Source organism: Kitasatospora sp. LaBMicrA B282 (assembly GCF_050325825.1).
GTDB lineage: Bacteria > Actinomycetota > Actinomycetes > Streptomycetales > Streptomycetaceae > Kitasatospora.
In genome coordinates this window covers 1-25,171 of sequence record NZ_JBNQTI010000055.1, presented here as the reverse complement: position 1 = coordinate 25,171, position 25,171 = coordinate 1, and the positions used below count along the sequence as shown (strand labels likewise).

General features: G+C 74.8%; 23 protein-coding genes. 8 read left to right on the top strand and 15 right to left on the bottom strand.

Annotated elements, in window-relative coordinates; all coding sequences use genetic code 11:
- Positions 1-8: 8 nt before the first annotated feature.
- Entirely contained in the window at positions 9-977 is a 969-nt protein-coding gene (locus ACQRUO_RS17585; RefSeq protein WP_428316879.1) for a 2-hydroxyacid dehydrogenase, read from the top strand.
- A 74-nt stretch (positions 978-1,051) separates the two neighbouring features.
- On the opposite strand, the gene ACQRUO_RS17580 is transcribed toward ACQRUO_RS17585, so the two are convergent.
- The 3 genes from ACQRUO_RS17580 to ACQRUO_RS17570 form a co-directional block, all read right to left on the bottom strand.
- Positions 1,052-1,684, bottom strand: coding sequence for an arylsulfatase (locus tag ACQRUO_RS17580; RefSeq protein ID WP_428316878.1), 633 nt, complete (start codon positions 1,682-1,684; stop codon positions 1,052-1,054).
- A gap of 257 nt (positions 1,685-1,941) precedes the next feature.
- Positions 1,942-2,838, bottom strand: a complete 897-nt coding sequence (locus ACQRUO_RS17575) for a LysR substrate-binding domain-containing protein (protein WP_428316877.1) — start codon at positions 2,836-2,838, stop codon at positions 1,942-1,944.
- An 88-nt stretch (positions 2,839-2,926) separates the two neighbouring features.
- On the bottom strand, positions 2,927-3,697 hold the full coding sequence (locus ACQRUO_RS17570) for an SDR family oxidoreductase (protein ID WP_428316876.1): 771 nt from the start codon (positions 3,695-3,697) through the stop codon (positions 2,927-2,929).
- A gap of 151 nt (positions 3,698-3,848) precedes the next feature.
- Here ACQRUO_RS17570 and ACQRUO_RS17565 point away from each other — a divergent pair, with 151 nt between their 5' ends.
- The 3 genes from ACQRUO_RS17565 (at position 3,849) to ACQRUO_RS17555 (ending at position 8,624) form a co-directional block, all read left to right on the top strand.
- Positions 3,849-6,206 (top strand): AAA family ATPase, encoded by a 2,358-nt coding sequence (locus ACQRUO_RS17565; protein ID WP_428316875.1) that lies wholly within the window; start codon positions 3,849-3,851, stop codon positions 6,204-6,206.
- Positions 6,188-6,673 carry a response regulator transcription factor gene (locus ACQRUO_RS17560; RefSeq protein ID WP_428316895.1) on the top strand — a complete coding sequence of 162 codons (486 nt, stop codon included), beginning with the start codon at positions 6,188-6,190 and terminating at the stop codon, positions 6,671-6,673. Before ACQRUO_RS17565 ends, ACQRUO_RS17560 begins: the two co-directional genes overlap by 19 nt.
- A gap of 238 nt (positions 6,674-6,911) precedes the next feature.
- A complete protein-coding gene (locus ACQRUO_RS17555; protein WP_428316874.1) occupies positions 6,912-8,624 on the top strand; it encodes a hypothetical protein in 1,713 nt (570 codons plus the stop codon).
- 112 nt (positions 8,625-8,736) lie between these two features.
- Here ACQRUO_RS17555 and ACQRUO_RS17550 read toward each other — a convergent pair whose 3' ends face one another.
- Both ACQRUO_RS17550 and ACQRUO_RS17545 read right to left on the bottom strand, forming a co-directional pair.
- Positions 8,737-10,035, bottom strand: coding sequence for a PLP-dependent aminotransferase family protein (locus tag ACQRUO_RS17550; RefSeq protein WP_428316873.1), 1,299 nt, complete (start codon positions 10,033-10,035; stop codon positions 8,737-8,739).
- Between the two features lie 65 nt (positions 10,036-10,100).
- On the bottom strand, positions 10,101-11,216 hold the full coding sequence (locus ACQRUO_RS17545; RefSeq protein ID WP_428316872.1) for an alpha-hydroxy acid oxidase: 1,116 nt from the start codon (positions 11,214-11,216) through the stop codon (positions 10,101-10,103).
- A 232-nt stretch (positions 11,217-11,448) separates the two neighbouring features.
- On the opposite strand from ACQRUO_RS17545, the gene ACQRUO_RS17540 reads away from it, so the two are divergent.
- From ACQRUO_RS17540 to ACQRUO_RS17525, 4 genes are all read left to right on the top strand, one after another.
- Positions 11,449-11,664 carry an MbtH family protein gene (locus tag ACQRUO_RS17540; protein WP_428316871.1) on the top strand — a complete coding sequence of 72 codons (216 nt, stop codon included), beginning with the start codon at positions 11,449-11,451 and terminating at the stop codon, positions 11,662-11,664.
- A gap of 263 nt (positions 11,665-11,927) precedes the next feature.
- Positions 11,928-12,746, top strand: coding sequence for a thioesterase II family protein (locus tag ACQRUO_RS17535; RefSeq protein WP_428316870.1), 819 nt, complete (start codon positions 11,928-11,930; stop codon positions 12,744-12,746).
- Between the two features lie 35 nt (positions 12,747-12,781).
- Complete coding sequence (locus ACQRUO_RS17530) at positions 12,782-13,069, top strand: hypothetical protein (protein ID WP_428316869.1); 288 nt, start codon at positions 12,782-12,784, stop codon at positions 13,067-13,069.
- A gap of 112 nt (positions 13,070-13,181) precedes the next feature.
- On the top strand, positions 13,182-14,393 hold the full coding sequence (locus ACQRUO_RS17525; protein WP_428316868.1) for an alpha/beta hydrolase family protein: 1,212 nt from the start codon (positions 13,182-13,184) through the stop codon (positions 14,391-14,393).
- Positions 14,394-14,484: 91 nt separating this feature from the next.
- Here the strand turns inward: ACQRUO_RS17525 and ACQRUO_RS17520 are convergent, their stop codons facing one another.
- The 10 genes from ACQRUO_RS17520 to ACQRUO_RS17475 form a co-directional block, all read right to left on the bottom strand.
- Positions 14,485-15,837, bottom strand: a complete 1,353-nt coding sequence (locus ACQRUO_RS17520) for an ammonium transporter (protein WP_428316867.1) — start codon at positions 15,835-15,837, stop codon at positions 14,485-14,487.
- Positions 15,837-17,213: an ammonium transporter gene (locus ACQRUO_RS17515; protein WP_428316866.1), complete on the bottom strand. Its 1,377-nt coding sequence runs from the start codon at positions 17,211-17,213 to the stop codon at positions 15,837-15,839. Before ACQRUO_RS17515 ends, ACQRUO_RS17520 begins: the two co-directional genes overlap by 1 nt.
- A gap of 51 nt (positions 17,214-17,264) precedes the next feature.
- On the bottom strand, positions 17,265-18,209 hold the full coding sequence (locus ACQRUO_RS17510; RefSeq protein WP_428316865.1) for an urease accessory protein UreD: 945 nt from the start codon (positions 18,207-18,209) through the stop codon (positions 17,265-17,267).
- Positions 18,206-18,826: an urease accessory protein UreG gene (ureG, locus tag ACQRUO_RS17505; protein WP_428316864.1), complete on the bottom strand. Its 621-nt coding sequence runs from the start codon at positions 18,824-18,826 to the stop codon at positions 18,206-18,208. Before ureG ends, ACQRUO_RS17510 begins: the two co-directional genes overlap by 4 nt.
- A gap of 46 nt (positions 18,827-18,872) precedes the next feature.
- Positions 18,873-19,580, bottom strand: a complete 708-nt coding sequence (locus ACQRUO_RS17500) for an urease accessory protein UreF (protein ID WP_428316863.1) — start codon at positions 19,578-19,580, stop codon at positions 18,873-18,875.
- Positions 19,580-21,301 (bottom strand): urease subunit alpha, encoded by a 1,722-nt coding sequence (gene ureC, locus ACQRUO_RS17495; protein ID WP_428316862.1) that lies wholly within the window; start codon positions 21,299-21,301, stop codon positions 19,580-19,582. Before ureC ends, ACQRUO_RS17500 begins: the two co-directional genes overlap by 1 nt.
- Positions 21,301-21,735: an urease subunit beta gene (locus tag ACQRUO_RS17490; protein WP_428316861.1), complete on the bottom strand. Its 435-nt coding sequence runs from the start codon at positions 21,733-21,735 to the stop codon at positions 21,301-21,303. The genes ureC and ACQRUO_RS17490 overlap by 1 nt, the downstream gene beginning before the upstream one ends.
- Before the next feature lie 47 nt (positions 21,736-21,782).
- Entirely contained in the window at positions 21,783-22,706 is a 924-nt protein-coding gene (locus tag ACQRUO_RS17485; RefSeq protein WP_428316860.1) for a sirohydrochlorin chelatase, read from the bottom strand.
- A gap of 3 nt (positions 22,707-22,709) precedes the next feature.
- Complete coding sequence (locus ACQRUO_RS17480) at positions 22,710-23,015, bottom strand: urease subunit gamma (RefSeq protein ID WP_428316859.1); 306 nt, start codon at positions 23,013-23,015, stop codon at positions 22,710-22,712.
- 340 nt (positions 23,016-23,355) lie between these two features.
- On the bottom strand, positions 23,356-24,762 hold the full coding sequence (locus ACQRUO_RS17475) for an MFS transporter (RefSeq protein ID WP_428316858.1): 1,407 nt from the start codon (positions 24,760-24,762) through the stop codon (positions 23,356-23,358).
- Positions 24,763-25,171: the final 409 nt, after the last annotated feature.

The following is a 25,171-nucleotide window of genomic DNA, read 5'->3' as shown; positions in this document are numbered from 1 at the left end:
TCAGCGGCATGACCACGCGACCCGCCACCCCGCCGTCCGACCCCGTGGTGCTGCTGCCCTACCCGCCCGAGGAGATCCCGGGGCTGCCGGGCGGGCTGGCGGTGCACACCTTCGACGGGGTCGCCTGCGACGGCCGCGCGGGCCTGCCCTCGGACGAGCTGCTGGCCCGGGTCGAGCTGTTGGTGACGCCGTACATGCGAACCGGCACCGTGCTCCCGCTGCTGCCGCGGATGACTGCGCTCAAGGTGGTGCAGACGCAGACCGCGGGGGTGGACGACATCCTGCCGCACGTGCCGGCCGCGGTGACGCTCTGCAATGCGCGCGGGGTGCACGACGCCAGCACCGCGGAGCTGGCGCTCACCCTCACCCTGGCCGCGCTGCGCGACATCCCGGGGTTCGTGCGGGGGCAGGACGCCGAGGAGTGGCGGGCCGGGTTCTACCCGGCGCTCGCGGACAGGACGGTGCTGATCGTGGGGTACGGCTCGGTCGGTGCGGCCGTCGAGGACCGGTTGCGGCCCTTCGAGTGCGAGGTGCTGCGGGTGGCCCGCACCGCCCGGACCGCGCCCGCCGGGCCGGTGGCGCCGCTCACCGCACTGCCCGAGCTGCTGCCGCGGGCGGACGTGGTGATCCTGGCCGTGCCGCTCTCCGCGCAGACCCGCGGGCTGGTGGACGCCGCCTTCCTGGCCCGGCTGCGCGACGGAGCGCTGCTGGTGAACGTGGCGCGCGGCCCGGTGGTGGTGACCGACGCGCTGCTGGCCGAGCTGACGGCGGGTCGGCTGCGGGCCGCGCTCGACGTCACCGACCCCGAGCCGCTGCCGGCCGGGCACCCGCTCTGGCACGCGCCGGGCGTGCTGATCAGCCCGCACGTGGGCGGCAGTTCCTCGGCCTTCCTGCCCCGGGCCCGCCGCCTGATCGGCGCCCAGCTGACCCGCTTCGTCAAGGGCGAGCCGCTGGCCAACGTGATGCCCCGCGCCTGACCCGGAGCCGACGCCCCGCTCCCGGCCCGGGCGTCATCAGGGCACCCGCCGCGTCCGCGCCGTGCTCGCCCACCTCAACGGGGACCGACAGCCAGCGCCACCGCCCGCCGGACCGCGGGTTCCGGACTGGCGAGCACCGGCACGGCCGCGGCGCCGAGCAACGCCACGGCCGGCGCCATCGAGGCCTGTGCCAGCACGATCACGTCCACCGCGCCGCCCGTCGCCCGGACCCGGTCGGCGATCGCGGCGTGGTAGGCGGCCGTCTCGCCCGCCTCGAAGAGCTCCCAGGCGCCCGGGCAGGCGAGCTCCAGCACGCGGTCCGCCGCGACCCCGACCTCGGCCAGCAGCTCCCGGGTCGGCGCCAGGGTGGACTCGACGGCGTGGAGCAGCCCGATCCGGCGGTACCGCGCGGCCTCCTCGGCCATCGGGCGGTCCACCCGCAGCACCCGGGTGCCGGGCGGGGCCAGCTGCTCCGCGGCGCCGCCGATGGTCGAGCAGGTGCAGACGATCACCTCGGCGCCGGCGGCGGCCAGTTCGTCGAGCCGCGCGCGCAGCCGGTCCCGGTACGGCAGGCCGGCCCGGGCCGCGGCCAGCAGGGACGCGTCCACCAGGTGGTGGTCCGTCAGCGCGGGGGCGAGCCGGGCGAGCCGGGCGCGGAAGTCGGCGGGGTGGACGTCCGAGGTGTGCAGGAACCCGATGGTGACCATAAAGGCTGTATAGACATGTTCGCCCCGACTCTGTCAACCCCCGAGCGGCGGTGCGCACTCCCGCCGGTCGACGGATGTCGCCGGTCAGGGCGGAACTGCGAGGATGCCCGGGCAGCTCGCGTGGCGTCGACCCCGCTCCGCGGGCCCGCTGTCGCCGCGTGGCCGGGAGTACGCCCGGGGAACCCCCGGCCGCGCGGCGACCACCGACCCGAGGGCGCACCGGAGGGGTGTGCGTCCCCTGGTGGGCGGTCGCCGGGTCAGACCGAGGCGGCCGCTGCCGCCACGAAGGCGGCCACGATCGGGTCGGGGTGCTCCGCGGGCCAGGCGAGCACCACCCGGCTGGGCGGGTAGTCGGTCAGTGGGAGGAAGGCCACGCCTTCGGTCCGGTGGTGATGGGTGGCACCGATCGGCAGGATGCCGACCGCACCCTGCCAGACCACGGCGTGCAGGCACTCGGCCACCGCCCGGACCACCGGCCCCCCGCCGTTCCCCACCTGCGGTGCTTCGTCCGCCGCCCCCGCCGCGGGCTGTGCCTGGCCCTGCCAGTAGCGCCGCCAGGCCGGGTCCGCCTCCGGCGGCAGCCGCAGCCACGGCCGGTCGGCGAGCTCGGCCACCGTCACGCTCTCCCGCCGGGCCAGCCGGTCGGCGGCCGGCAGCACCGCGACCACCGGCTCGCTCGCCAGCACCCGGACGGACAGCCCCTCGGTGTCGAACGGCAGCCGGGTGAGCGCCACGTCCACCTGGCCGGCCCGCAACCCCGCGGTGGGATCGCTGATCCCGGCCTCCCGCAGCCGCACCAGCGCCTCCGGGTGCCGGCGGCGGAAGGCCTCGGCGGCGCGCGGGCCGAGGCCGCGCCCGGCCCCGGCCACCGTGCCCACCACGATGGTGCGCCGCTCGGCGGTCTGCCGGACCCGCTCGCTCGCCCGCTCCGCCGCCGCCAGCAGCTCCCGGGCCTCGCCCAGCAGCACCGTCCCGGCCGCGGTCAGCCGCACCCCCTGGGCCGAGCGGTCGAACAGCCGGGTGCCCAGCGAGTCCTCCAGCTCGCGGATCCGTCGGCTCAGCGGCGGCTGCGACATGTGCAGCCGGGCCGCCGCGCGGCCGAAGTGCAGTTCCTCGGCCACGGCCACGAAGTACCGCAGGCGGCGCAGATCCATGCCGGGCACACTAGCCTGCCGCACCGACGGTCCGTCACGGCCCCGACGGTGCGGCAGTCGTCACCAGGCAGTCGTCACCAGGCGACCGTCACCAGGCGACCGGCCCCTCCTCGTCGAAGAACCCGCCGGTCGGACCGTCGGCGTCCAGGGTGGCCAGCTTGACCACCACGGCCGCGCCGTCGGCCGCCGTCCGGCTCATCGGGAAGCCGGCGCGCTGCAACTCCTTGGTCAGGTCGGTGTCGCACGGGCCGGGCGAGGCGGCGTTGACCAGGAAGCCGTCCTGGCGCAGCTCCTTGGCGTACTGGACGGTCAACGCGTTGAGCGCGGACTTGGAGGTCGGGTAGGCGGCGACGGCGGGCACCTTGCTCAGGTATCCGTGCGGGTCGCTCTGGGCGGTCACCGAGCCCATGCCGCTGGACACGTTGACGATGCGCGGCGCGGCCGACCGGTGCAGCAGCGGCAACACCGCGTTGGTGACGGTGAGCACGCCGAAGACGTTGGTCTCGAAGACCTCGCGGACCAGGTCGAGGTCGGCGGTGCTCGGGCGGTGGCGCGGGTCCTCGGCCGCACCGGCGTTGTTGACCAGCACGTCCAGCCGCCCGAACCGCTCCTCCAGCCACCGGGCCGCCCGCGTCACGGTCGCCGGCTCGGTGACGTCCAGGTGCACCGGGTAGGCGGTGGCCCCGGCGGCCACCAACAGCTCGGCGGCGGCCCGCCCGCGCTCGGCGTCGCGGGCGCCCAGCACCACGGTCAGGCCGCGCTCGGCCAGTTGGCGGGCGACCTCGAAGCCGATGCCCTTGTTCGCCCCGGTCACCAGTGCCACCGCGGCGGTCGGCGTTGCAGTCTCGTTCTCGTTCATGCCGTCAGCCCATCACGGCCGCCGCCCCGCCGGCCAAGACCATCTCGGCATCGCCCGGTCCGTCCTGGTATCACCGCAGCTCGGCCCGGCACCGCGCGGGTGCCCGCGAAAGGTCTGGACCACTGTCGCGGTGTCGGGGGAGACTCGTCCCATGAGCGACACCACCCCGCCACCGCCGATGCTGTTGGGCCGTCAGGACGAGCTGCGCCGCTGCCGGGCCGTGCTGGACGCCGGCGGGGCCGCGGGGGTGCTGCTCACCGGGGCGGCCGGCATCGGGAAGTCGGCGGTGCTCGACGCCCTGCAGACGGCGGCGGTCCGGGCGGGGCAGTTGGTGCTGCGCAGCAACCCGGTGGCCGGCGAGGCCGAGTTGCCGCACCTGGCACTCTACGACCTGTTCGCCGGGGTGCTCGCCGACCCCGGACGGGCGCCGCAGCCGCTGCCGTTGGCGCCCGCGCTGCGCGAGTCGTTGGACGTGGCGCTGCTGCGGGCTCCGGCGGCGGAGGCGGAACGGGCCGTCGACCGGCTGGCGTTGAGCGTCGCGGTGCTGGAGCTGCTGCGGCTGCTCGCGGCCGCGCAGCCGGTGCTGCTGCTGCTCGACGACGCGCCCTTCCTCGACCCCGCCAGTGCCCGGGTGCTCGCGTTCGCCGCGCGGCGGCTCGGGGCGGCGCGGGTGCGCTGGGTGGCCGCGGAGCGGGTGGGCGGCGCCGGTGAACCGGGCTCGCTGGGGCTGCTGCCCGACGGGGCGTCCGAACTGGCCCTGGCGCCGCTGCCGGATGCGGACCTGCGCGCGCTGCTCCGGGCCCGCGGCGGCCTCGCGGCGGGTGACCCGGTGGCCGAGCGGATCGCCGCCGCCGGCGGGGGCAACCCCGGGTGCGCGCTGGAGCTGGCCCGGGCGGCGCAGCGGTGGCGGACCCCGATCCGGGCGGGCGACCCGCTCCCGGTGCCGCGGACGCTGCGGGAGCAGTTCGCGCCGCTGCTGGCCCGGCTCTCCGCGGAGTCGGCGGAGGCGCTGCTGCCGTCGGCGGCCGCAGCGCTGCTGCCCGGTGCGGGACCCCAGGTCCCGCTGTCCGCCGGCACGCTCGCCGCCGGGCAGGCCGCCGGGGTGCTCGGCGCGAGCCCGTCGCCCGGCGGGCGGCCGTGCTTCACCCACCCGCTGCTGCCCGAGCTGCTCTACGCGGGGGCGAGCCCCGAGCAGCGCCGCCGCAGCCACGCGCTGCTCGCCGAGCAGGTGGCCGACCCGCTGGAGCGGGCCCGCCACCGGGCCCTCGCGCACCCCGCCGCCGATCCCACGGCCGACCCCGCCGCGGCCGCCGAGGTCGCCGAGGTCGCCGCCGACCTCGCCGCCGCCGCGGAACTCGCCGTCGACCGCGGCGCGCCCGCACTCGCCGCCGAACTGGCTCAGCTGGCTGCCGAACGCTCCGCCCACGACCCCGAGTTGGCCGCCGATCGGCTGCTGCTCGCGGCCCGGCACGCGCTGGACGCGGGCCGGCCGGCCCAGGCCCGCCAGGCCTGTGCGGCGGTGCTGCACGGCGCCAACCGGGCCGCCCGGGTCGGCGCCCGGCTGCTGCTGGTCGAGCTGGCGGGCGGCGACCGGGCCGCGGTCCCCGCGCTGCTCGCCGCCGCCCAGGTCGAGGCGGGCGACACGCCCCGGCTGCGCACCGCGGTCCAACTGCACCGCGCGGAGCACGCGCTGAGCACCGGCCGGCGGGACCACGGCCTGGCCGAGCTGGCCGAGGCGGCCCGCGACGCCGAGCGCAGCGGCGACCTGGACCGGCAGTTGGAGGTGATCGCGCTGCGGGCGCCGACCGAGCTGCAGCAGCGTCCCGGCGGGGTGCCGCCCGCGCTGCGCGCGGCCACCGCCCTGGCCGCCGGCCGCTGCACCGCCGCCCCCACGGCCGCCGCGGTGCAACTGCGCTGCTGCCTGGTGGTCGGGCTGCTGCGCACCGGGTCGGTGACCGAGGCGATCGAGGAGGTCGACCGGCTGCGGGCGGACGTGGAGAGCGCCGGACGGGTCCGGGACCTGGCCGACGTGCTGCACCTGGTCGCCTCGGTGCACGAACGGGCCGGCCGCTGCGGCACGGCCTTCCGGGCCGCCCGGCGCGGCGGGCGGTTGCGCCGCGAACTGGGGCCCACGCCTGCCCCGGGCCTGGTGCTGAGTGCAGCCGCCGAACTCAACGGCGGCACCGCGGCCCGGGCCGCCGAGCTGGCCGGGCCGCGCTGCGGGCGGCCGAGGCGGCCGGCGACACCGAGTGGACCGCCTACGCCGCGGGCCTGCTCGGGCGCGCCGAACTGGTGGCGAACCGGTTCCCGCAGGCGGCCGAGGAGTTGGACCGCTGCCGCACCCTGCTGCGCGGCCTCGGGTTCCGGGACCCCGCGCTCTTCCTGGTGGACGCCGACCTGGCCGAGGCCCTGGCCCGCTCGGGCGCGGGCCCCGCGGCCCGCGGGATCCTCGCGGAGGCGGCGGCGGAGACCGAGCGGCTGGACCGCAGCGTGCTCCGGCTCGGCCTGACCCGGGCGGCAGCGGTCCTGGCCGGAGCGGAGGGCGACCCGCGCGGCGCCGCCGACGAGCTGCGCGCCCAGCTGCCGCCCACCCACCCCTACCCGCTGGAGCGGGCCCGGGCCCTGCTCGCCCTCGCCGACCTGGAACGCCGCGCCCGCCGCCGGGCCGCCGCCCGCACCGCCCTGCACGCGGCCCGCGAGGTCTTCGCCGCCGCGCACTGCCTGCCCTGGCTGGCCCACACGGACGACCGGCTGGCCCAGCTCGACGGCCGCACCGCCACCGGCACCGCGGCCCCGGCCCTCACCGACCTGGAACGCCGGATCGTCACCCTGGTCCGCGGGGGCGCCAGCAACCGCCAGGTCGCGGCCGCCCTGCACGTCTCCGTCAAGTCGGTCGAGGCCGCCCTGACCCGCCTCTACCGCCGCCTGGGCGTCCGCGACCGCGCCGGCCTGCTGGCCAGCCCGGCGGCGGGCTGAGCGGCGGGCCGAGCCGCCGGCCGAGCGGCGGGCCAGTGGGCAAGGGTCACCCTAGAACCGAGCAACTCCAGGGCAAGGGTGGCACTTTGACTTCGATTCATTGACCCGACCTGCCGCCCCGACTACGTTCTCCGGTCAACGCGGGACGCACACCCCCACCCCCACGTGCTCGTGGGCGGCCCCGTCCACGGGCCTCGTCCGCCCCCACCTCATGGGCGAATTCCGTCAAGGAGTCCGCATGGAGAACCACGCACCGGAGCGCCGAACGGAGCGCCGACCGGCGCGCCCCCGCCGGCCACGCTCCGCGCTGCTCGCGCCGCTCTCCGTCCTCGGCCTGCTGGCCGCTTCCTTCGCCGGCCTGACCGGCACCGCCTCGGCCGGCACGCCCGCGAGCGCCGGCGGCGGGATCACCGTCGCCCGCTCCTGCGCCGCGCCCACCCACCCCGGCGAGCTGGCCTGCCTGGCCCTGAAGCGCACCGACCTGCACCGGACCGCGCACGCGCACAACGCCCAGGCCACCCCGTCCGGTTACGGCCCGGGCGACCTGGCCAGTGCCTACGACCTGCCCAGCGGCGGTGGCACCGGCCAGACCGTGGCGATCGTGGACGCGCAGGACGACCCGAACGCCGAGTCGGACCTGGCCGCCTACCGTTCCCAGTACGGCCTGCCGGCCTGCACCACCGCGAACGGCTGCTTCCGCAAGATCGACGAGAACGGCGGCAGCAGCTACCCGACCGCCGACACCGGGTGGGCGGGCGAGATCTCGCTCGACGTCGACATGGTCAGCGCGGTCTGCCCGAACTGCCACATCCTGCTGGTGGAGGCCGCCTCGGCGAACATGAGCGACCTGGGCACCGCGGTCAACCAGGCGGTGGCGCAGGGCGCGAAGTTCGTCTCCAACAGCTACGGCGGCGCCGAGGACGCCACCGACACCTCCTCCGACCAGGCCTACTTCGACCACCCCGGGGTGGCGATCACGGCCAGCACCGGCGACTCCGGCTACGGCGCCGAGTACCCGGCCACCTCGCAGTACGTCACCGCGGTCGGCGGCACCACGCTCAACCGGGCCTCCACCACCCGCGGTTGGACCGAGAGCGTGTGGAACACCAGCGCCACCGAGGGCACCGGCTCCGGCTGTTCGGCGTACGTCGCCAAGCCGTCCTGGCAGCACGACACCGGCTGCGCCAACCGGGCCGAGGCGGACGTCTCGGCGGTCGCGGACCCGGCCACCGGAGTGGCGGTCTACCAGACCTACGGCGGCAACGGCTGGTCGGTGTACGGCGGGACCAGCGCGGCCTCCCCGATCATCGCCTCGGTCTGGGCGCTGGCCGGCGCACCGGGCCCGGGCGACCGGGCCAACCAGTACCCGTACCAGCACACCGGCAGCTTCAACGACGTGACCAGCGGCAGCAACGGCAGCTGCACCCCGGCCTACCTCTGCACCGCCGGCCCGGGCTACGACGGCCCGACCGGCTGGGGCACCCCGAACGGCACCACCGGCTTCACCGCGGGGACCACCGCCGAGACGGTCACGGTCACCGACCCGGGCGGCCAGAGCGCCACCGTGGGCACCGCCGTCTCGCTCCGGCTCGCGGCCACCGACTCGGCGGGCAAGGCGTTGAGCTACACGGCGTCCGGTCTGCCGGCGGGTCTGTCGATCAGTTCCTCGGGTCTGGTCTCCGGCACTCCGACGGCGGCGGGCACCTCCTCGGTGACGGTGACGGCGAGTTCGGGCACCGCCACCGGCAGCGCCACCTTCAGCTGGACCGTCACCGGTGGCGGCGGCTCCGGGTGCACGGGGCTGACGGCGTGGGGCGCGAGCACCTCGTACGTGCCGGGCGACCAGGTCTCCTACGGCGGCCACAAGTGGCTCTCCACCTGGTACTCCACCGGCGCCACCCCCGGGGCGCCGGCCTCCTGGTCGGTCTGGTCGGACCAGGGCTCCTGCTGACCGACCCCGGCCGGCCGCCCGTTGGGGAAGGGTGAGTCGGCCGGACCGGGCCGGGCCGCGATGGCGGGGACCATCGCGGCCCGGTCGCCCTTCGGCGAGGACCGGCTGAGCCCTAGCCCAGCCGGTCCTCGATCAGCCGGGTCAGCCGCCGCAGCCCCTCGGTCACCTGCTCGGGCGTCAGCAGGCTGACCGACAGGCGCAGTTGCCGCCGCGCCTGCGGGGCGTCGGTGAAGTGGTGCATCGGCGTCCAGAGCAGCCCGTAGTCCCGGGCCGAGGTCTCCAGCAGCGCGTCGTCCACCTCGAACGGCACGTCGACCACCAGGAAGAACCCGCCGCTCGGGGTGTTCCACGTGACCCCGCGGCCGGGCGGGAAGGCCGCGGCCAGGCCGGCCAGCAGCCTTGCCAGGTTCTCCCGGTAGAGCGCGATCTCCCGCTCGTTGGCCTTGACCAGGCTGCCCCCGTGCTCCAGCAGCTTGCCGGCGATCACGGCCTGCGCGATCGGCGCGGTGTTGACCGTCAGCATGCTCTTCAGCTTGGCGAGTTCGTCGGCCAGCAGCGACCGGGAGCCGTCCGCCGCGGCCACCAGCTGGTCGGCGACCACGAAGCCGACCCGGGCGCCGGGCAGGCCGGTCTTGGCGTAGGAGCCCAGGTAGACCACCCGGCCGCGGGTGTCCAGCGCCTTGAGGGTGGGCGGCCGGTTGTCGGGGTCGGTGGCGAAGACGCCGTAGGGGTTGTCCTCCAGCAGCAGCAGGTCCTCGCGCTCGGCCAGCTCCAGCAGCGCCCGCCGGGTGGCCAGGTCGAGGCTGAGGCCGGACGGGTTGGAGTGGTCGGCCAGCAGGTAGCAGGCGCGCGGCCGCAGGCCCTCGGCGCGGGCCCGGCGCACCGTGGCGGCCAGCTCGTCCAGGTCCACCCCGCCCGGACCGCCGGGGACCGTGCGCACCGGCAGGTCCACCAGCTTGGCCGCGCCGGTCAGCCCCACGTAGGTCGGCGCCACGGCGAGCACCACGTCCCGCTCGTCGCGGCGCAGCGCGCGCAGCACCAGGAACATCGCCTCCTGGCAGCCGACGGTGATCACGATCGACTCCGGGTCGGCGGTGATCCGCTCGTCCACCGCGAGGTTGCGGGCCACCAGCTCGTGGATGATGCCCTTGGTCCGGCCGTACTGGAAGAAGGCGCGGCGTGCCTGCTCCGGCGTCAGCCCCTGTTCCTCCGTCAGGTACCGCTGGTAGCGCTCCAGGTAGCGGTGGAGGTCGGCGATCTCGAAGAACTCCTCGTAAGGCCGGCCGGCCGCCAGCGAGAGCGCCCCGGGATGGCGGCCGGCGACCTCGTTGAGGAAGTTCATCGACTCCAGGGTCGGGTCGGCCAGTGAGCCGTGCAGCTCCAGCAGGGCCAGGGTGGTCAGATCGGTCACGGCAGCTCCAGGCGGTGGGGCGGGTCGGGGTTTCGCAGGCGCGGATCACGGTGCGCAGACGCGGGTCAGGGCGCGCAGGCCCGGATCACGGTGCGCAGGTCACGGGCTTCGGCGGGGGAGGCGCAGCCGGCCAGGCCGAGGGCGTCGTCGAACTCGGCGGCCAGCAACTCCAGCACCCGCCGGGCGCCGGCCTCGCCACCGGCGGCCAGGCCCCAGACCAGCGGCCGGCCGACCAACACGCCGTCGGCGCCCCGGGCCAGCGCCCGCAGCACGTCCAGGCCGCTGCGGATCCCGCCGTCCAGCAGCACCTGGCAGCCGTCGCCGACCGCCTCGCGCACCTCGCCGACCAGCTGCACCGCCGGTGCCGCGCCGTCCAGTTGCCGGCCGCCGTGGTTGGAGACCACCACGGCGGCGGCGCCCGCCCGGGCGGCCAGCACCGCGTCCTCGGGCGCCAGGATCCCCTTCAGCACGATCGGCAGCTCGGTGAGGGTGCGCAGCTCCGCCAGGTCCGCCCAGCCGAGGTCGGGGGCGAAGGCCAGCGCGGTGTGGGTGGCGACCGCCGATCCGCCGCTGCCGGTCCGGTGCGCGGCGGAGCCGGTCGCCTCGGTGAGGTTGGCGGCCACCACCTCGGGCGGCAGCGCGAAGGCGTTGCGGATGTCGCGCAGCCGGCGGCCCATCCACGGCACGTCCACGGTCACCACCAGGGCGCTGCAGCCGGCCGCCTCGGCCCGCCGGACCAGCTCCCGGCGCCGGCCGGCGTCGCGCAGCCAGTACAGCTGGAACCAGGTGTCGGCGCCGGTGGCCGTGATCTGCTCGATCGGGTCGCTGCTCAGCGTGGCGGCGGTGAACGGCACCCCGGCCGCGGCGCAGGCCCGGGCGGTGGCGAGTTCGCCGTCCGGGTGGGCGAGGCGGTGGTAGGCGACCGGCGCCACGGCGAGCGGCAGCGCGGCCGGGGAGGCCACCAGGCGGGTGGCGGTGGCGCGGGCCGAGACGTCCCGCAGCACCCGGGGCACCAGGAAGATCTCCGCCAGCGCGGCGCGGTTGGCCCGCAGCGACTGCTCGCCGCCCGCACCGCCGGCCACGAAGTCCCGGACGTCGGGCGGCAGGACGGTGCGGGCCAGCTCCTCCACCTCGTCCAGGGTGAGGGTGTCGGCAAGGGTGCGGGCGGTGCTCGCGGTCACGGCGCTGGGCTCCTCTGCTCACTGCGGTGCTCACTCCGGGGGATCGTCAGCTACCCGCACGCCTGGCCGAATATGCTCCCCGGGCCGTCGTTTGGAGCGTCGAGCTGCTGGACAAGTTTCACGCTGGTCGTGATCGGCCCGGTATCGTGCGCACACCGCTTGACCCTGCTCGACCTTGCTTGACCCTGCTCGACCCCGCACCTGACCACCGCTCGGAGAGGACACGAGACCCATGGCGAACCCGTTCGAGGACGCGGACGGCACCTTCCTGGTGCTGGTGAACGAGGAGAACCAGCACTCGCTCTGGCCCGAGTTCGCCGAGGTCCCGGCCGGCTGGACCACCGTCCACGGTCCGGCCGACCGCCAGGCCTGCCTGGACTACGTCGAGTCGAACTGGACCGACATGCGCCCGGCCAGCCTGATCCGCGCGATGGCGGAGGGCGAGTAACCGGGCGCGCGCCACACCGGTCCAGCGGGCAGGGGCCAGGCCCTAGGGCCTGTCTTCCAACCCCCGTCTGCGCGGCGACGCCGGGGCACGCACCTCGACGGCTTCTCGTCAGTCGCCGATGCTCCGCATGGACTCCTTCCTCGGCGCCGCCGATGCACGCACCCCAACGCCGCCGCGCCCGCCCTTCGGGCGGACGACGGGGGTTCGAAGACAGGCCCTAGGCCCCTGCCCGCGACCCCCGGCACCTGTGAGAGGCTGCCGCCATGTCACCGCAGCACCCCACCGCCGCCGGGGCGTGGATCCGCCGGCTGACCCCGCGGCCCGCGCCGTCCATTGTTGCCGGGTCCACCCACGCCGGGGCCGCCCCGGCCGGGCCGACCCGGCTCCGCTTGATCTGCCTGCACCCCGCCGGCGCCGGCGCCTCGCTCTACCGGGACTGGCCCGCGGCCCTGCCGGCCGACGTCGAGGTGCTGGCGGTCCAGCTGCCCGGCCGCGAGACCCGGCTGTTCGACCCCTGCCTGACCGACTACCGGCAGGTGGTCGACGAACTGCACGCAGCGCTGCGCCCGCTGCTGACGGGCCGCTACGCGCTGTTCGGCCACAGCATGGGCGCGATGCTCGGCTACGGCCTGGCCCTGGCCGCCGCGGAACACGGCGACCCCGCCCCGGTCCGGCTGCTGGTCAGCGGCTGCGGCGGCCCCGGCTCGGCACCGCGCGAGCCCGGGCGGGCCGACTGGAGCGACGAGGAACTGGTCGCGGACCTGCGCAAGATGGGCGGCACCCCCGAGGAGGTACTGGCCCAGCCCGATCTGCTGGACCTGATCCTGCCCCCGCTGCGGGCCGACTACCAGGTCTGCGAGGGCTACTACCAGCCGCGCCCGCAGGCTCCCCGACTGAGCTGCCCGATCTCCGTCCTCGGCGGCCGGGACGACAACGTCACCCCCGCCGACCTGGACCTCTGGTCCGCGGTGACCACCGCCGACACCTCGGTCCGACTCTTCGACGGCGGCCACTTCTTCCTCACCGGCCCCGCGGCCCCGGCCGTGCTGGCCGCGGTCACCGCCGACCTCGCCGACCGCTGACCCTGCCCGTCACCCCGCCCGGCTACGGTCACCCCATGACCGACACCGGCGATGTGACCGACACCCTCGACGTGGCCGCCGCCCTGCGCGGCGGCCTGCGCGACCGCCGGCAGGCCTGGAGCTTCCTGCGCTCCTTCGCCGCCGACTGGACCGGCCGCCCGCTGCGGCCCGCGGACGGCCTCTCCGAGGCCGAGCTGGCCGCCCGCGAGGCCCTGCTGGGCTTCCGGCTGCCGGCCGCGCTGCGCGAGGGCTACGCACTGCTCGGCCACCGCGCCGACCTGGCCGCCGTCCACGCCGACCTGCCCTGGCACTGGGTCAACTGAGGCCCGTCCGGCCCGGGATCATCCCCGAGGACGACCCTCCTCCGCGGTGACGACCCGGAATCGCTCCGACTGCCGACGCCCGCCCAGGGCGCCCGCGCCTACGGTTTCACCCATGAAGCCCAGCCGCCCGAAGCCCAGCCGCCTGAAGGCCACCCGCCGCACCACCCTCGCCGCCGCGCTGCTCGCCCTGGTCCTGCCGCTGCCGATCGCCGCCGCGGGCACCGCCGTCGCCGCCCCGGCCCCGGCCGCCGCGGCCGTCGGTGCACCGGCGCAGAGCATCCGACTGCCCCGCCCGACCGGCCCGTTCGCGGTGGGCACCGACGACCTGCACCTGGTGGACCGGCAGCGCCAGGACCCCTGGGTGCCGTCCGCCGGGCCGCGGCAGCTGATGGTCTCGATGTACTACCCGGCGCTGCACGACACCGGCCGCCCGGCCCCCTACATGACCACCGCCGCCGCACAGGCCTTCCTCGACTTCAACGGCCTGGGCGGCAAGCTCTCCGCCACCGAACTGGCCGCCGCGAAGACCTACGCCGCCACCGGTGCCCGCCCGGCGCACGGCCGCTTCCCGCTGGTGGTGCTCTCGCCGGGGATGGAGCAGCCGCGCGCGATGCTCACCGGCCTCGCGGTGGACCTGGCCAGCCGCGGCTACGTGGTGGCGGTGGTCGACCACACCTACGAGAACCCCGGGACCACCTTCCCGGACGGCACCACGCCGGGCTGCGTGATCTGCAACCGGCCGGTCCCCGGCGGCCCGACCGCGATCGCCGACAGTCGGGCCCAGGACCTCTCCTTCACCATCAGCCAGTTGACCGACCATCACTCCACGTGGCCGTACGCCGAGCTGATCGATCGTCAGGAGATCGGCGTGGCCGGCCACTCGCTCGGCGGCGCCGCCGCGCTCACCACGATGGCCGCCGACCCGCGGGTGCGGGCCGGTGCGGACCTGGACGGCACCTTCTTCACCCCGGTGCCGGCCGACGGCCTGGCCGGGCGGTCCTTCCTGCTCTTCGGCACCCAGCTGGACCACAACGTCGGCGGCTCCGACCCCACCTGGGGCAGCACCTACGCGGCGCTCACCGGCTGGAAGGAGTGGCTGACCGTGGCCGGCACCGTGCACGCCAGCTTCACCGACGTCCCGATCCTGGCCGACGCGGGCGGCATCCCGCTGCTGCCGCAGCTGACCACCCCGGCCCGGCGCGGCATGCAGCTCACCCGCGACTACCTCGCCGCCTACTTCGACCAGCAGCTGAAGGGCCGCCCGCAGCCGCTGCTGGCCGGCCCGAACCCGGCCGACCCCGAGGTGAGCTTCCAGCACCCCTGAGCGGGCCTGACGGCCCCCGAGCACGCCGAAGGGCGCCCGGTGGCCGAACCACCGGGCGCCCTTCGCGCGTTCGGCGCGGAACCCCGCAGGACTACTCCTGCACCCGCTCCTCGTCCGGCGTCAGCACCTGCCGGATCCGCTCCAGCAGCGCGCTGGCATCCGGGCCGGCGCCGACCTGCTCGCCGGTGCCGCTGCCGCGCAGCGCGTCCGCGATCTCCTTGAACTGGGCGTCCCAGTCGTTCTGGTAGACCTGCTCGTGCTCCTCGGCGGCGGTGGACTGCCGCAGCCCGATGGTGAGCTGGATGATCTTGCCGATCAGCGCGGTCATCCCGAACGAGAAGAGGCCGAGGATCAGCACCGCGACCAGCTGCTTGCCCAGCAGGTCCCAGCCGCCGCCGTAGAAGACGCCCTTCTTGCCGGTCATCACGCCGGTGGCCGCCAGGCCCACCATCACCATGCCGAACAGACCGCCCCAGCCGTGGATGCCGACCACGTCCAGGGTGTCGTCCACCCCGAACCGGTACTTCCAGCTGATCGCGAAGGCGCAGGTGAGGCCGGCCAGGAAGCCGATCACCGTGGCCCAGGCCATGCTGACCCCACCGGCCAGCGGGGTCAGCGCCACCATGCCGGTGACCGCGCCCATGCACATGTCCAGCAGGCCCACCTTGCGGGCCCGCAGCCAGACGGTCAGCGCCCAGCCGGCCATCGCCGCGCCGGCCGCCAGCTGGGTGTTCATCACGCCCATCGCGGCGGCACCCGAGGTGCCCAGCGAGGAACCGGTGTTGAAGCCGAACCAGCCGAACCAGAGCAGCGAGAGGCCGACCACCACCAGCGGCAGGTTGTGCGGGCGGATCTTGGTCCGCTCGAAGTCCTGCCGCTTGCCGGCCACCAGGGCCAGCGCCAGGCCGGCCGCGCCCGAGCTGAGCTCGACCACCGTGCCGCCGGAGAAGTCGACCGCGCCGACCTGCTTGGCCACCCAGCCGTCCGGCGAGAAGACCCAGTGCGCCATCGGCACGTAGACCAGCAGGGTCCAGGCGCAGACGAAGGCGATCCAGCCGCGCATGGTGGCCCGCCCGGCCACCGACCCGCTGATCAGCGCGACGGTGACGATGGCGAAGGACATCTGGAAGACCGAGTAGGCCACCGTGGAGACGTTGCCGGTGGCGCTCGGCCCGATGCTGTCCATCCCGACGCCGGCCATGAAGGCGTGGCCCAGGTCGCCGATCACCCCGACGCCGCCGGCGTCCTTGCCGAACGCCAGCGAGTAGCCGACGGTGAACCAGATGATGGTCACCAGCACCAGGCAGACGAAGCACATCTTGAGCATGGCGATGACCTGGCTGGTCTTCACCATGCCGCCGTAGAAGAAGGCCAGGCCGGGCGCCATCAGCAGCACCATGGCCGCGGCCATCATCAGCCAGGCGGAGTTGCCCGAGTCGAGCATCACTTCTCCTGATCCCGGCGCACCAGCACGGCGCGGAGCTCGGCCAGCAACTGGTGGTCCGCGGCGGCCACGTCGGCCTCGCTCCCGGCGGCACCGGCCGGCACCGGCACCCGGGCCGCCAGCAGGCGGTCGCGGATCTCGGAGACGGTCTCGTCGTCGTAGGCCTGCTCCTCCTCCTGGCCCGGGACGTGCTCGTACTCCTCGTCGGCCCGGAAGCCGACGGTCTTCTCGACCACCTTGGCGATCAGCCAGGTGGCGGCGAAGGAGAACGAGGCGCAGGCGACCACGGCGACCGCCTGGCGCCAGAGCTGGTCGATGCCGCCGCCGTAGAAGAGGCCCTTCTTGCCGCTCATCTGGACGGTGGCGAACAGGCCGATCGCCAGCGTGCCGACGATGCCGCCGAAGCCGTGCACGCCCACCACGTCGAGGGTGTCGTCGTAGCCCATCTTGTACTTGAAGTTGATCGCGAAGGCGCAGACCACACCGGCGGCGAAGCCGACCGCCAGCGCGCCGATCGGCGAGATCTCACCGCAGGACGGGGTGATCGCCACCATGCCGGCGACCGCCGCGCCCGACATGCCGAGCATCTCGACGTGGCCGAGCTTCCACTTCTCGATCAGCGCCCAGCCGACCATCGCGGTGGCGGCGGCGAGCTGGGTGTTGAGGAAGGCCATCGGCGCGGTGCCGCCGGTCTCGAGCGCGGAGCCGGCGTTGAAGCCGAACCAGCCGAACCAGAGCAGCGCGAGGCCGATCACGACCAGCGGCAGGTTGTGCGGGCGGATGGTCTCGCGCTCGAAGTCCTTGCGCTTGCGGACCACGATCGCCACCGCCAGGCCGGCCGCACCGGAGTTGATCTCCACCGGCAGACCACCGGCGAAGTCCAGCGCGCCCAGGTGCGCGGTCACCCAGCCGTCGGGGGCGAAGACCCAGTGCGCCAGCGGCACGTAGACCAGCAGGGTCCACGCGATGGCGAACCAGACCCAGCCGCGCATCGTGGCGCGGCCCGCGATCGAGCCGCTGACCAGGGCGACGGTGATGATGGCGAAGGCCATCTGGAAGCAGGAGAAGATCACGGTCGGGATGCCGGTCGAGCCCCAGAGGCTGGTCATCCCGATGTCGTGCATCATCCAGTGCTTCGGCGTGCCGATCAGGCCGAGCCCGCCGACGTCCTTGCCGAACGCGAGGCTGTAGCCGATGGCCAGCCAGAGCAGGGTGACCACGGCCAGGCAGACGAAGCTCATCTTCAGCATGACCAGGACGTGCTTGGTCTTGACCATGCCGCCGTAGAAGAAGGCCAGGCCGGGCGTCATCAGCAGCACCATCGCGGTGCTCGCCATCAGCCAGGCGGTATTGCCCGTGTCGATAGAGGTAGGCATCCGGATTCTCTCTGGGGGGACGGGAAACGGGGGAGGGAGGAACATGGGGGGTCAGGCCTTGCGCACGTCGAACGCCGGTACGCCGATCAGCAGTCGGCGCACCGCGTCCCAGGCCCGCCGCAGCGCGGCCGCGACCGCGGGCGAGTCGCCGCCCAGCACCCGCAGCCAGGCACCGGCCTCCTCGGGCAGCACGCTCACCCCGTACAGCAGCCCGGAGTCCGCCAGCGCCGCGTGCAGCACGTCGGCGATCCCGGCGGCCGGGGCCAGCGGGCTGACCACGAAGAAGCCGGCCACCAGGTCGTGGCCGCCCAGCACCGCCGGGCCGTCGACCGGCGAGCTGCCGGGCGCCAGCCGCACGGTGTCCAGGGCGAACAGTCGGCCGCCGGGGCGGCGCCACTCCAGGTCGGCGGCGAACACCTGGTAGGCGTTCCGCTCGCCCCGGGCCAGCCGGCCGGCCAGCACCGTCTCGGCGGCCAGCACGGTGGCGCCCGGGTCCACGGTGAGCACGGTGCGCTGGTAGAACCGCGAGTCCCGGTAGGGGATGGTCGGCTCCGGCAGGTACTCGACGTAGGCGCCGGGCCCGGCGGTCAGGAAGAGCTGCTGGGTGGCGTAGTCGGCGTCCATCCGGTGCAGCTTGGTGGCCGCCTGGGTGGTCAGGTGCACCGCGGTGTCCGGGCCGCAGTGCAGGTCCAGGCGTAGCCGGTCGGCCTGCACCACGCCGCCGCCGGTGGACATCAGGCAGGTGACCGCCAGGTCGGGCCGGGCCGGGTCGTAGTACAGCGGCCGCATGATCTGCAGCGGTGACTTCTGGTAGCGGCTGACCAGTTCGGTGCGCCCGCCGATCCGCTCGAAGCCGAGCTCGAGCAGGCCGACCTTGCCCGGCGCCCCGACGCCCAGCGCGTCCGGCCGGCCCGCGTACCGCCGCACCTGGGCGGGGACGCGGGCCGGCTCGTAGTGTCCGGGCACCAGCCGGCCGGACGGGGTCGCCGCCGTCACGCGGCCACCTTGCGGTAGCTCTCCAGCAGGTCGGCGACCTGCTCGATGCCCTCGCCGGTCAGGCTGTTGGTGAGCTGCACCGGCCGCCCCTCGCGCACCCGGTGGGCGTCGGCGGTCATCACGTCGAGGTCGCAGCGCACGTACTGGGCGATGTCCACCTTGTTGATGACCAGCAGGTCCGACTCGGTGATCCCGGGACCGCGCTTGCGCGGCATCTTCTCGCCCTCGGCGGTGTCCAGCACGAACAGGAAGAGGTCGACCAGGGCCGGGCTGAAGGTCAGGGTCAGGTTGTCGCCGCCCGACTCGTACAGCAGGGTGTCGATCTCCGGGAAGCGCTCCAGGAGTTCGGCGCCGGCCGCCAGGTTCATGGTCGGGTCGTCGCGGACCGCGGTGTGCGGGCAGGCGCCGGTCTCCACGCCGACCACCTTCTCCGGGTCCAGCACCCCGGCCAGGTTGCGTCGCACGTGGTGGGCGTCCTCCTGGGTGTAGATGTCGTTGGTGACCACCGCGGGGCGCCGGCCCCGGGCGATCAGCACCGGCACCAGGGCCTCGATCAGCGCCGTCTTCCCGGAGCCCACCGGCCCGGCGATGCCCACCCGCAGCACGTCGTCCGCCATGTCCAGCCTTCTTCCTTGCGTGTCCTACAAACGTCCTGACTGTGCGTCAGGAGACGAACATGCGCGCCTCGGCGCGCTCGTGCCGGCCCGACATGGCGTCGGCGACCGGCACGCAGCCGCCCAGGTCGGCGGCCTCCCGGTCGAGCGCGGCCGCGGTGACCTCCTTGATCACCGGCGCCACCTCGCGCAGCGTGCACTGCGCCTGCCGGTGGTCGGTCAGCCGCAGCCGCAGGGCGGCCGAGACGAAGCTGACCGCGAAGGCGAACAGGTCGCTCGCCACCGCCTGTTCCACCGGCACCGCCCCGGCGGCGTGGGCGACTCCCGCCGCCACCGCCTGGCAGCCCGGGGTGCGCTTCTCCCGCACCAGCTCGGCGTACCGGTCCAGCGCCTCGCCGCCGAGCGCCAGTTGGGCGGTCTCCAGCAGCTGCCGCCCGGTCCGGGTGGCGGCCAGCCGCTGCTCGCGGTTGAGCTTGGTGGCGAACAGCCGCTCGTCCACCTCCACCACGCCCGCGAAGTCACCGGCCGTGGCGGCCCGGTGGGCCAGCGCCAGCGCGGTGGCATCGGCCGGGCCGACCGAGTGCCGCAGCAGGTCGGCGAGCAGGGCCGGCACGCCGTCCCGGTCCACCGCCTTGGCCTGCAGGAAGCCCTCCAGCCCGTGCGAGAGGGTGTAGAGGCCGCTGGGGAAGGCCGAGTCGGTCAGCTGGAGGCTGACCAGCAGGCTGTCCAGGGTCGCGGTGCCCACCGGGGTGCCCATCAGATGTAGAAGAGGTGGTTGAGCGGCAGGGACTCGGCCGGCGCGATGGTGGCGGGCACGCCGTCCAGGGTGACCGTGTAGGTCTCCGGGTCCACCTCGATCCGCGGCAGCGCGTCGTTGCGCACCATGTGCTGCTTGCCCACCGTGCGGCAGTGCCGCACCGGCAGCACCCGGCTCTCCAGTCCGAGTTCGGCCGGCACCCCGCGGTCCACCGCGGCCTGCGACATGAACGAGACCCGGGTGGCCTGCCGGGCCTTGCCGTACGCGCCGTACATCGGGCGGTAGTAGATCGGCTGGGTGGTCGGCAGCGAGGCGTTCGGGTCGCCCATCAGCGCCCAGTTGACCATGCCGCCCTTGATCACCAGCTTGGGCTTGGCACCGAAGGAGTGGATCGGCCAGAGCACGATGTCGGCCAGTTTGCCCGGCTCCAGCGAGCCGACGTACTCGGCGGTGCCGGAGGCGATCGCCGGGTTGATGGTCAGCTTGGCCAGGTAGCGCAGCACCCGGAAGTTGTCGTTGCGCTCGCTGTCGCCGGCCAGCTTGCCGCGCTGCTCCTTGCAGTGGTGCGCGGTCTGGAAGGCCCGGGCGAAGGACTCGCCGATCCGGCCCATCGCCTGCGAGTCCGAGGAGAAGATGCTGATCACGCCTTCGTCGTGGAGCACCGTCTCGGCCGCCACCGTCTCGGCCCGCACCCGGGAGTCGGCGAACGACACGTCCTCGGGGATCTCGTGGCTCAGGTGGTGGCAGACCATCACCATGTCGAGCAGCTCGTCGATCGAGTTGACCGTGTAGGGCAGCGTCGGGTTGGTCGACGAGGGCAGCACGTTGGGCTCGCCGGCGATCCGCATGATGTCCGGCGCGTGGCCGCCACCGGCGCCCTCGGTGTGGAAGGTGTGGATGGTGCGGCCGTCGATCGCCGACAGGGTGTCCTCGTAGAAGCCGGACTCGTTGAGGGTGTCGGTGTGGATCGCCACCTGCACGTCGTACTCGTCGGCCACCCGCAGCGAGGCGTCGATGGTGGCCGGGGTGGCGCCCCAGTCCTCGTGCACCTTGAGGCCGCAGACGCCCGCCTCCACCTGCTCGCGCAGCGCCTCGGGCAGTGAGGCGTTGCCCTTGCCCAGCAGGCCGGTGTTGACCGGCAGGTCCTCCACCGCCTGGTACATCCGGCCGATGTTCCACGGGCCGGGCGTGCAGGTGGTGCCGTTGGTGCCGTCGGTGGGGCCGGTGCCGCCGCCGATCAGCGTGGTGATGCCGTTGGTCAGGCCCTCCTGGACCTGCTGCGGGGCGATGAAGTGGATGTGGGTGTCGATCCCGCCCGCGGTGGCGATCAGGTGCTCGCCGGAGATCACCTCGGTGCCCGGGCCGATCACCAGCTTCGGGTGCACCCCGCTCTGCAGCCGCGGGTTGCCGGCCTTGCCGACCGCGGCGATGAACCCGTCCTTGACCCCGATGTCGCCCTTGACCACCCCGAGCACCGGGTCCAGCACCACCACGTTGGTGATCACCAGGTCGAGCGCGCCCTGCAGGTTGGTGGCCGCCGGGTCCTGGGCCATGCCGTCCCGGATGCCCTTGCCGCCGCCGTAGACCGCCTCGTCGCCGTAGTGGCCCTGGTTGTGGTCGTGCTCGACCTCGACCACCAGGTTGGTGTCGGCGAGGTGGAAACGGTCGCCGACCGTGGGACCAAACAGGTCCGTGTACTGCTTGCGGGGGATGACCGCCATCAGAGTTCGCCCTCCTGGTGCTGCTGGTCCGACCGCTGCGGACCGGTGTCGCGGCCCTCGAGCCGGGCGCCGCGGAAGCCGGCCGCCACCGCGCGGCGCAGCGCCGCCGCCCGGGTGTCCGCCGAGCCGAGCCCGCCGTCGACCAGGCCGCTGAAGCCGACCAGCCGGCGGTTGCCCGCGAACGCGGTCAGCGCCACTTCGCGGGTGTCGCCCGGCTCGAACCGCACGGCGGTGCCGGCCGGCAGGTCCAGGTGCATGCCGTAGGCCAGGTTGCGGTCGAACTCGAGCGCGCGGTTGACCTCGAAGAAGTGGTAGTGCGACCCGACCTGGACGGCGCGGTCGCCGGTGTTGCTGACCACGACGCTGGCCTTGGCCCGGCCGGCGTTGAGCTCGACCGGATCGTCTCCGTACAGGTACTCGGGCCTGCCTGACATGGTGTCGTCTCTTTCCGGGGGAGTGAACGGTGCTGTGGGGGCGGGGCTCAGTGGTGGTGCCCGGCCAGCGCGGGGTGGCTGTGCGGGGCGTGGCCGTGGCTCTGGCCGGCGCTGTGCCCGTGGCCATGGCCGTGGCCGTCGCCGTGGCCGTGCCGGTGCCCCCGGACCCCGGTCTCCTGCGGCCCGTGCGAGTGCGGGAAGCCGTGTCCGTGCTCGGCGTCCAGCCCGGCCGCGATGCCGTCCGCGCCGTGTGCGAGGCGGTCCAGGGCGACCGCCACCCGGGCCCGCAGCACGCCGGTGACGGCCTGCGCGGAGACCAGCGGCCCGCCGTCCTCGGCGTCCGCCGTGGCCGGCGCCGCCCCGAACGCGGCCGGCAGCAGCACCACCCGCCGGGCGCCGAGCAGCCGGCAGCGCTCGACCCCCTCGGCGGGCGTCGGATCGCCGCCCTCGAAGGCCACCTCCACCCAGCGGTGGGTGCGGTACTGGCGGACCAGCCGGGCGATCCGGAACAGCTCGGCGTCCTCGAACGGTCCCGCGCCGGGGGCGGTCACCAGGACCGCGGTGCCCTCGGGGTCGCCGGTCAGGGCCCGGTCCGCGGCGGCGCGCAGCCAGCCGATCAGGTGGGCCGGGTCGCCGAACGGGTCGGCCAGCGCGATCCGGCCGTGTCCGTCCGGCCCGGCCAGCCAGCGCAGGGTGCGGGCGGTGTCGGCGATCAGCCGCGGGTCGCGGCCGAGCGTCATCGGCACCACGCAGACCGGCTGGTCGGTGGCGGCCAGCGCCTCGGTGACCGCGGCGGCGAGCTCGCGCCCCACGCCGACCGCGCGGGCCGCCGGGCCCCACGGCCCGGCCGCGAGCAGCGGCTGCAGCCGGCTCGCGCCGCCGCTCTCGTGCCCGCCGACCATGATCAGCGTGGCGGCGGGGGCGGGTCTCGCGGCCCGACCGGCGCTCGGGTCCGGGGTTCCGGCCGTCATTGCTCAGGCCCCGACCGGGTCGTGGCAGGAGACCAGCTTGGTGCCGTCCACGAAGGCCGCCTCGATCTGCAGCAGCGGCAGCATCTCGCGCACGCCGGGCATCACCTCGGCGGCGGTGACCACCTTCTTGCCGATCTCCATGCACTCGGCCACCGTCCGGCCGTCCCGGGCCGACTCCAGGATCGCCTCGCTGATCAGGGCCACGGCCTCGCTGTAGTTCAGCTTGACCCCGCGGTCCCGGCGGCGGCGCGCGAGGTCGGCCACCACGTACACGTAGAGCTTGTCGATCTCCCGTGGCGCGAGATTCATGGGGCACTCCTTCCGGGCTGCGGGGGCGCAGGGCACGGCTCGGCGGCCCCGAGGGTTCGGGGCGAGGGGCGTCGGGCGGTGCCGTCGGGTATCGGGCGGTCCTGGGACTGCGGCCCCACCGCGAGAGGGCAGGCGCCAGTGATTCCATGATGTGGAATTCAGTTTCCGAATGGGAGAAACGTAGAGCCGTCCGCCATCAGCGTCAACATGCTGTTGAAAGGCTTGGCCATCTTTTGAGAGGTTTGGTCAACTCTTGGGAATCGGAGCCGCCCGTCAACCCGACAGCCCGCCACACCCCAGGTCGGCGGGGGTGTGACGGGCTGTGGCGGGAGTGGAACGCTCAGCGCCGGGCGGACGGCCCCGCAGTCGGACCGAGCAGCTCGGCGCGCGGCGGCCAGCGGCGCAGCTCCGGCAGCACCGCGAGGCCGACCAGCAGGCCGATCCCGCCGCCGACGGTCCACGGCGCCGTCGGCCCGAACCAGGAACTCACCAGGCCGCCGGTCAGCGCGCCCAGCGGCAGCGCCCCGAAGCAGACCATCCGGCTGGCGCTGACCACCCGCCCGCGCAGCTCGTCCGGCACCAGGCGCTGGCTCAGCGAGGCGGCCGTCACGTTCCACACCGACAGTCCGGCCGACCAGGCGCCGAACAGCGCCACCACGACCCAGACCTGACGGCCGATCAGCCCGATCGCGAGCATCGCCGCGCCGCCCGCCAGTCGGATCACCAGCGCCGTGGTGCGCGGCTCCACCCGCTCCGCCACCCGCCTGCTCACCAGTGCGCCGAGCACTCCGCCCAGCGCCATCGCCGCCAGCAGCAGCCCGTAGCCGCGGCCGCCCACGTGCAGCACCCGGTCGGCGAAGACCACCAGCACCGACTGCGCCATGAAGACGGTGAAGTTGCCCACCGCGGCCAGCAGCACCACCAGTCGCAGCACCCGGTGCCGGGCCAGCCAGCGCAGGCCCTCGGTGGCCTCGGCGAGCAGCCGGCGGCGGACGGGCGCGCCGGGGGTGCCCACGGGCACGGCGGTGGCCGGGGCGGTCGCGGTGGTCGTCGGGGCCGCGGTGGTCGCCGGTGCGGTGGTCGGGGCCGGGGTCGGGGTCGGTGTCGGCCGCCGGGCGGTGAAGGTGGCCCGGCCGCGGATCCGGGTGAGCAGGACGAGCGAGACCAGGTAGGTGGCGGCGTCCAGCCAGAAGGGCAGCGGCAGCAGGAAGGCGAAGAGCGCCGAGCCGAGCGGCGGACCGAGGAAGCTGCGGCCCAGCGTCTCGGCCGTGGTGGTCCGGCTGTTGGCCGCCTCCAACTGGTCGTTCCGCACCAGGGCCGGGACGATCGCCCGGCTGGCCCCGAGGAAGACGATGTCACCGGTGCCCAGGCCGAAGGCCAGCAGGTAGAGCACCCAGATCCGGGTCAGTCCGAGGCTGGTCAGCACCGCGGCGAGCAGCAGCAGCCCCGCCTGCGCCGCCTGGGTGCCGATCATCAGCTTGCGCCGGTCGTAGCGGTCGACCAGGACGCCGAGCGGCAGGGCGAGCAGCAGCCAGGGCAGCTCGGCGCACATCCCGACCCAGGAGATCAGCCGCGGATCGCTGGTCATTCGCCCGGCCAGCAGCGGGAGCGCGGTGAGCAGCGCGCCCTCGCCGAGGGTCTGGATCGCGTACGCCGAGAGCAGCTGCCCGAAGTCCCGTCCGAGGCCGTCGCGGCGGCGGGTGCGGGCGGGTGCGGGGCAGGTGGCCGTGGTCTGGATGATCGTCACGCAGCTGACGTTAGGCCGGGTGACCTGCGGTGATGCAGGGGTGTGGAGTGATGGAAGACCGGTTTCCATGAATGCTGCTCATGGATGGGGCGCTGGGAGTGGTTGGCTGACCGAGCATCACTCTTGACGGTGGTCCGGGTCCACCCGGAGTGGCCGATCCTCCGCTTTGGGATTCAGATGTGACTAGTAATCACGCGAAGCCGAGATCTCGCCCGCCGCCCAGGAGAGCACCCCATGCCCGGCCTCAACCGCCCGACCGCCCTCCTGACGCCGTTCACCCTGGCCGCCTCCTTACTCCTCGCCCCCGCGGCCGGCGCCCCGGCCGGCGCTCACGGGCGCGCGCACCTGCATGCGGAGGCGGCCCCGCCGGCCTTCGCGGGGCAGGGCGGCGCAGCCCCGCCGGCGCCAC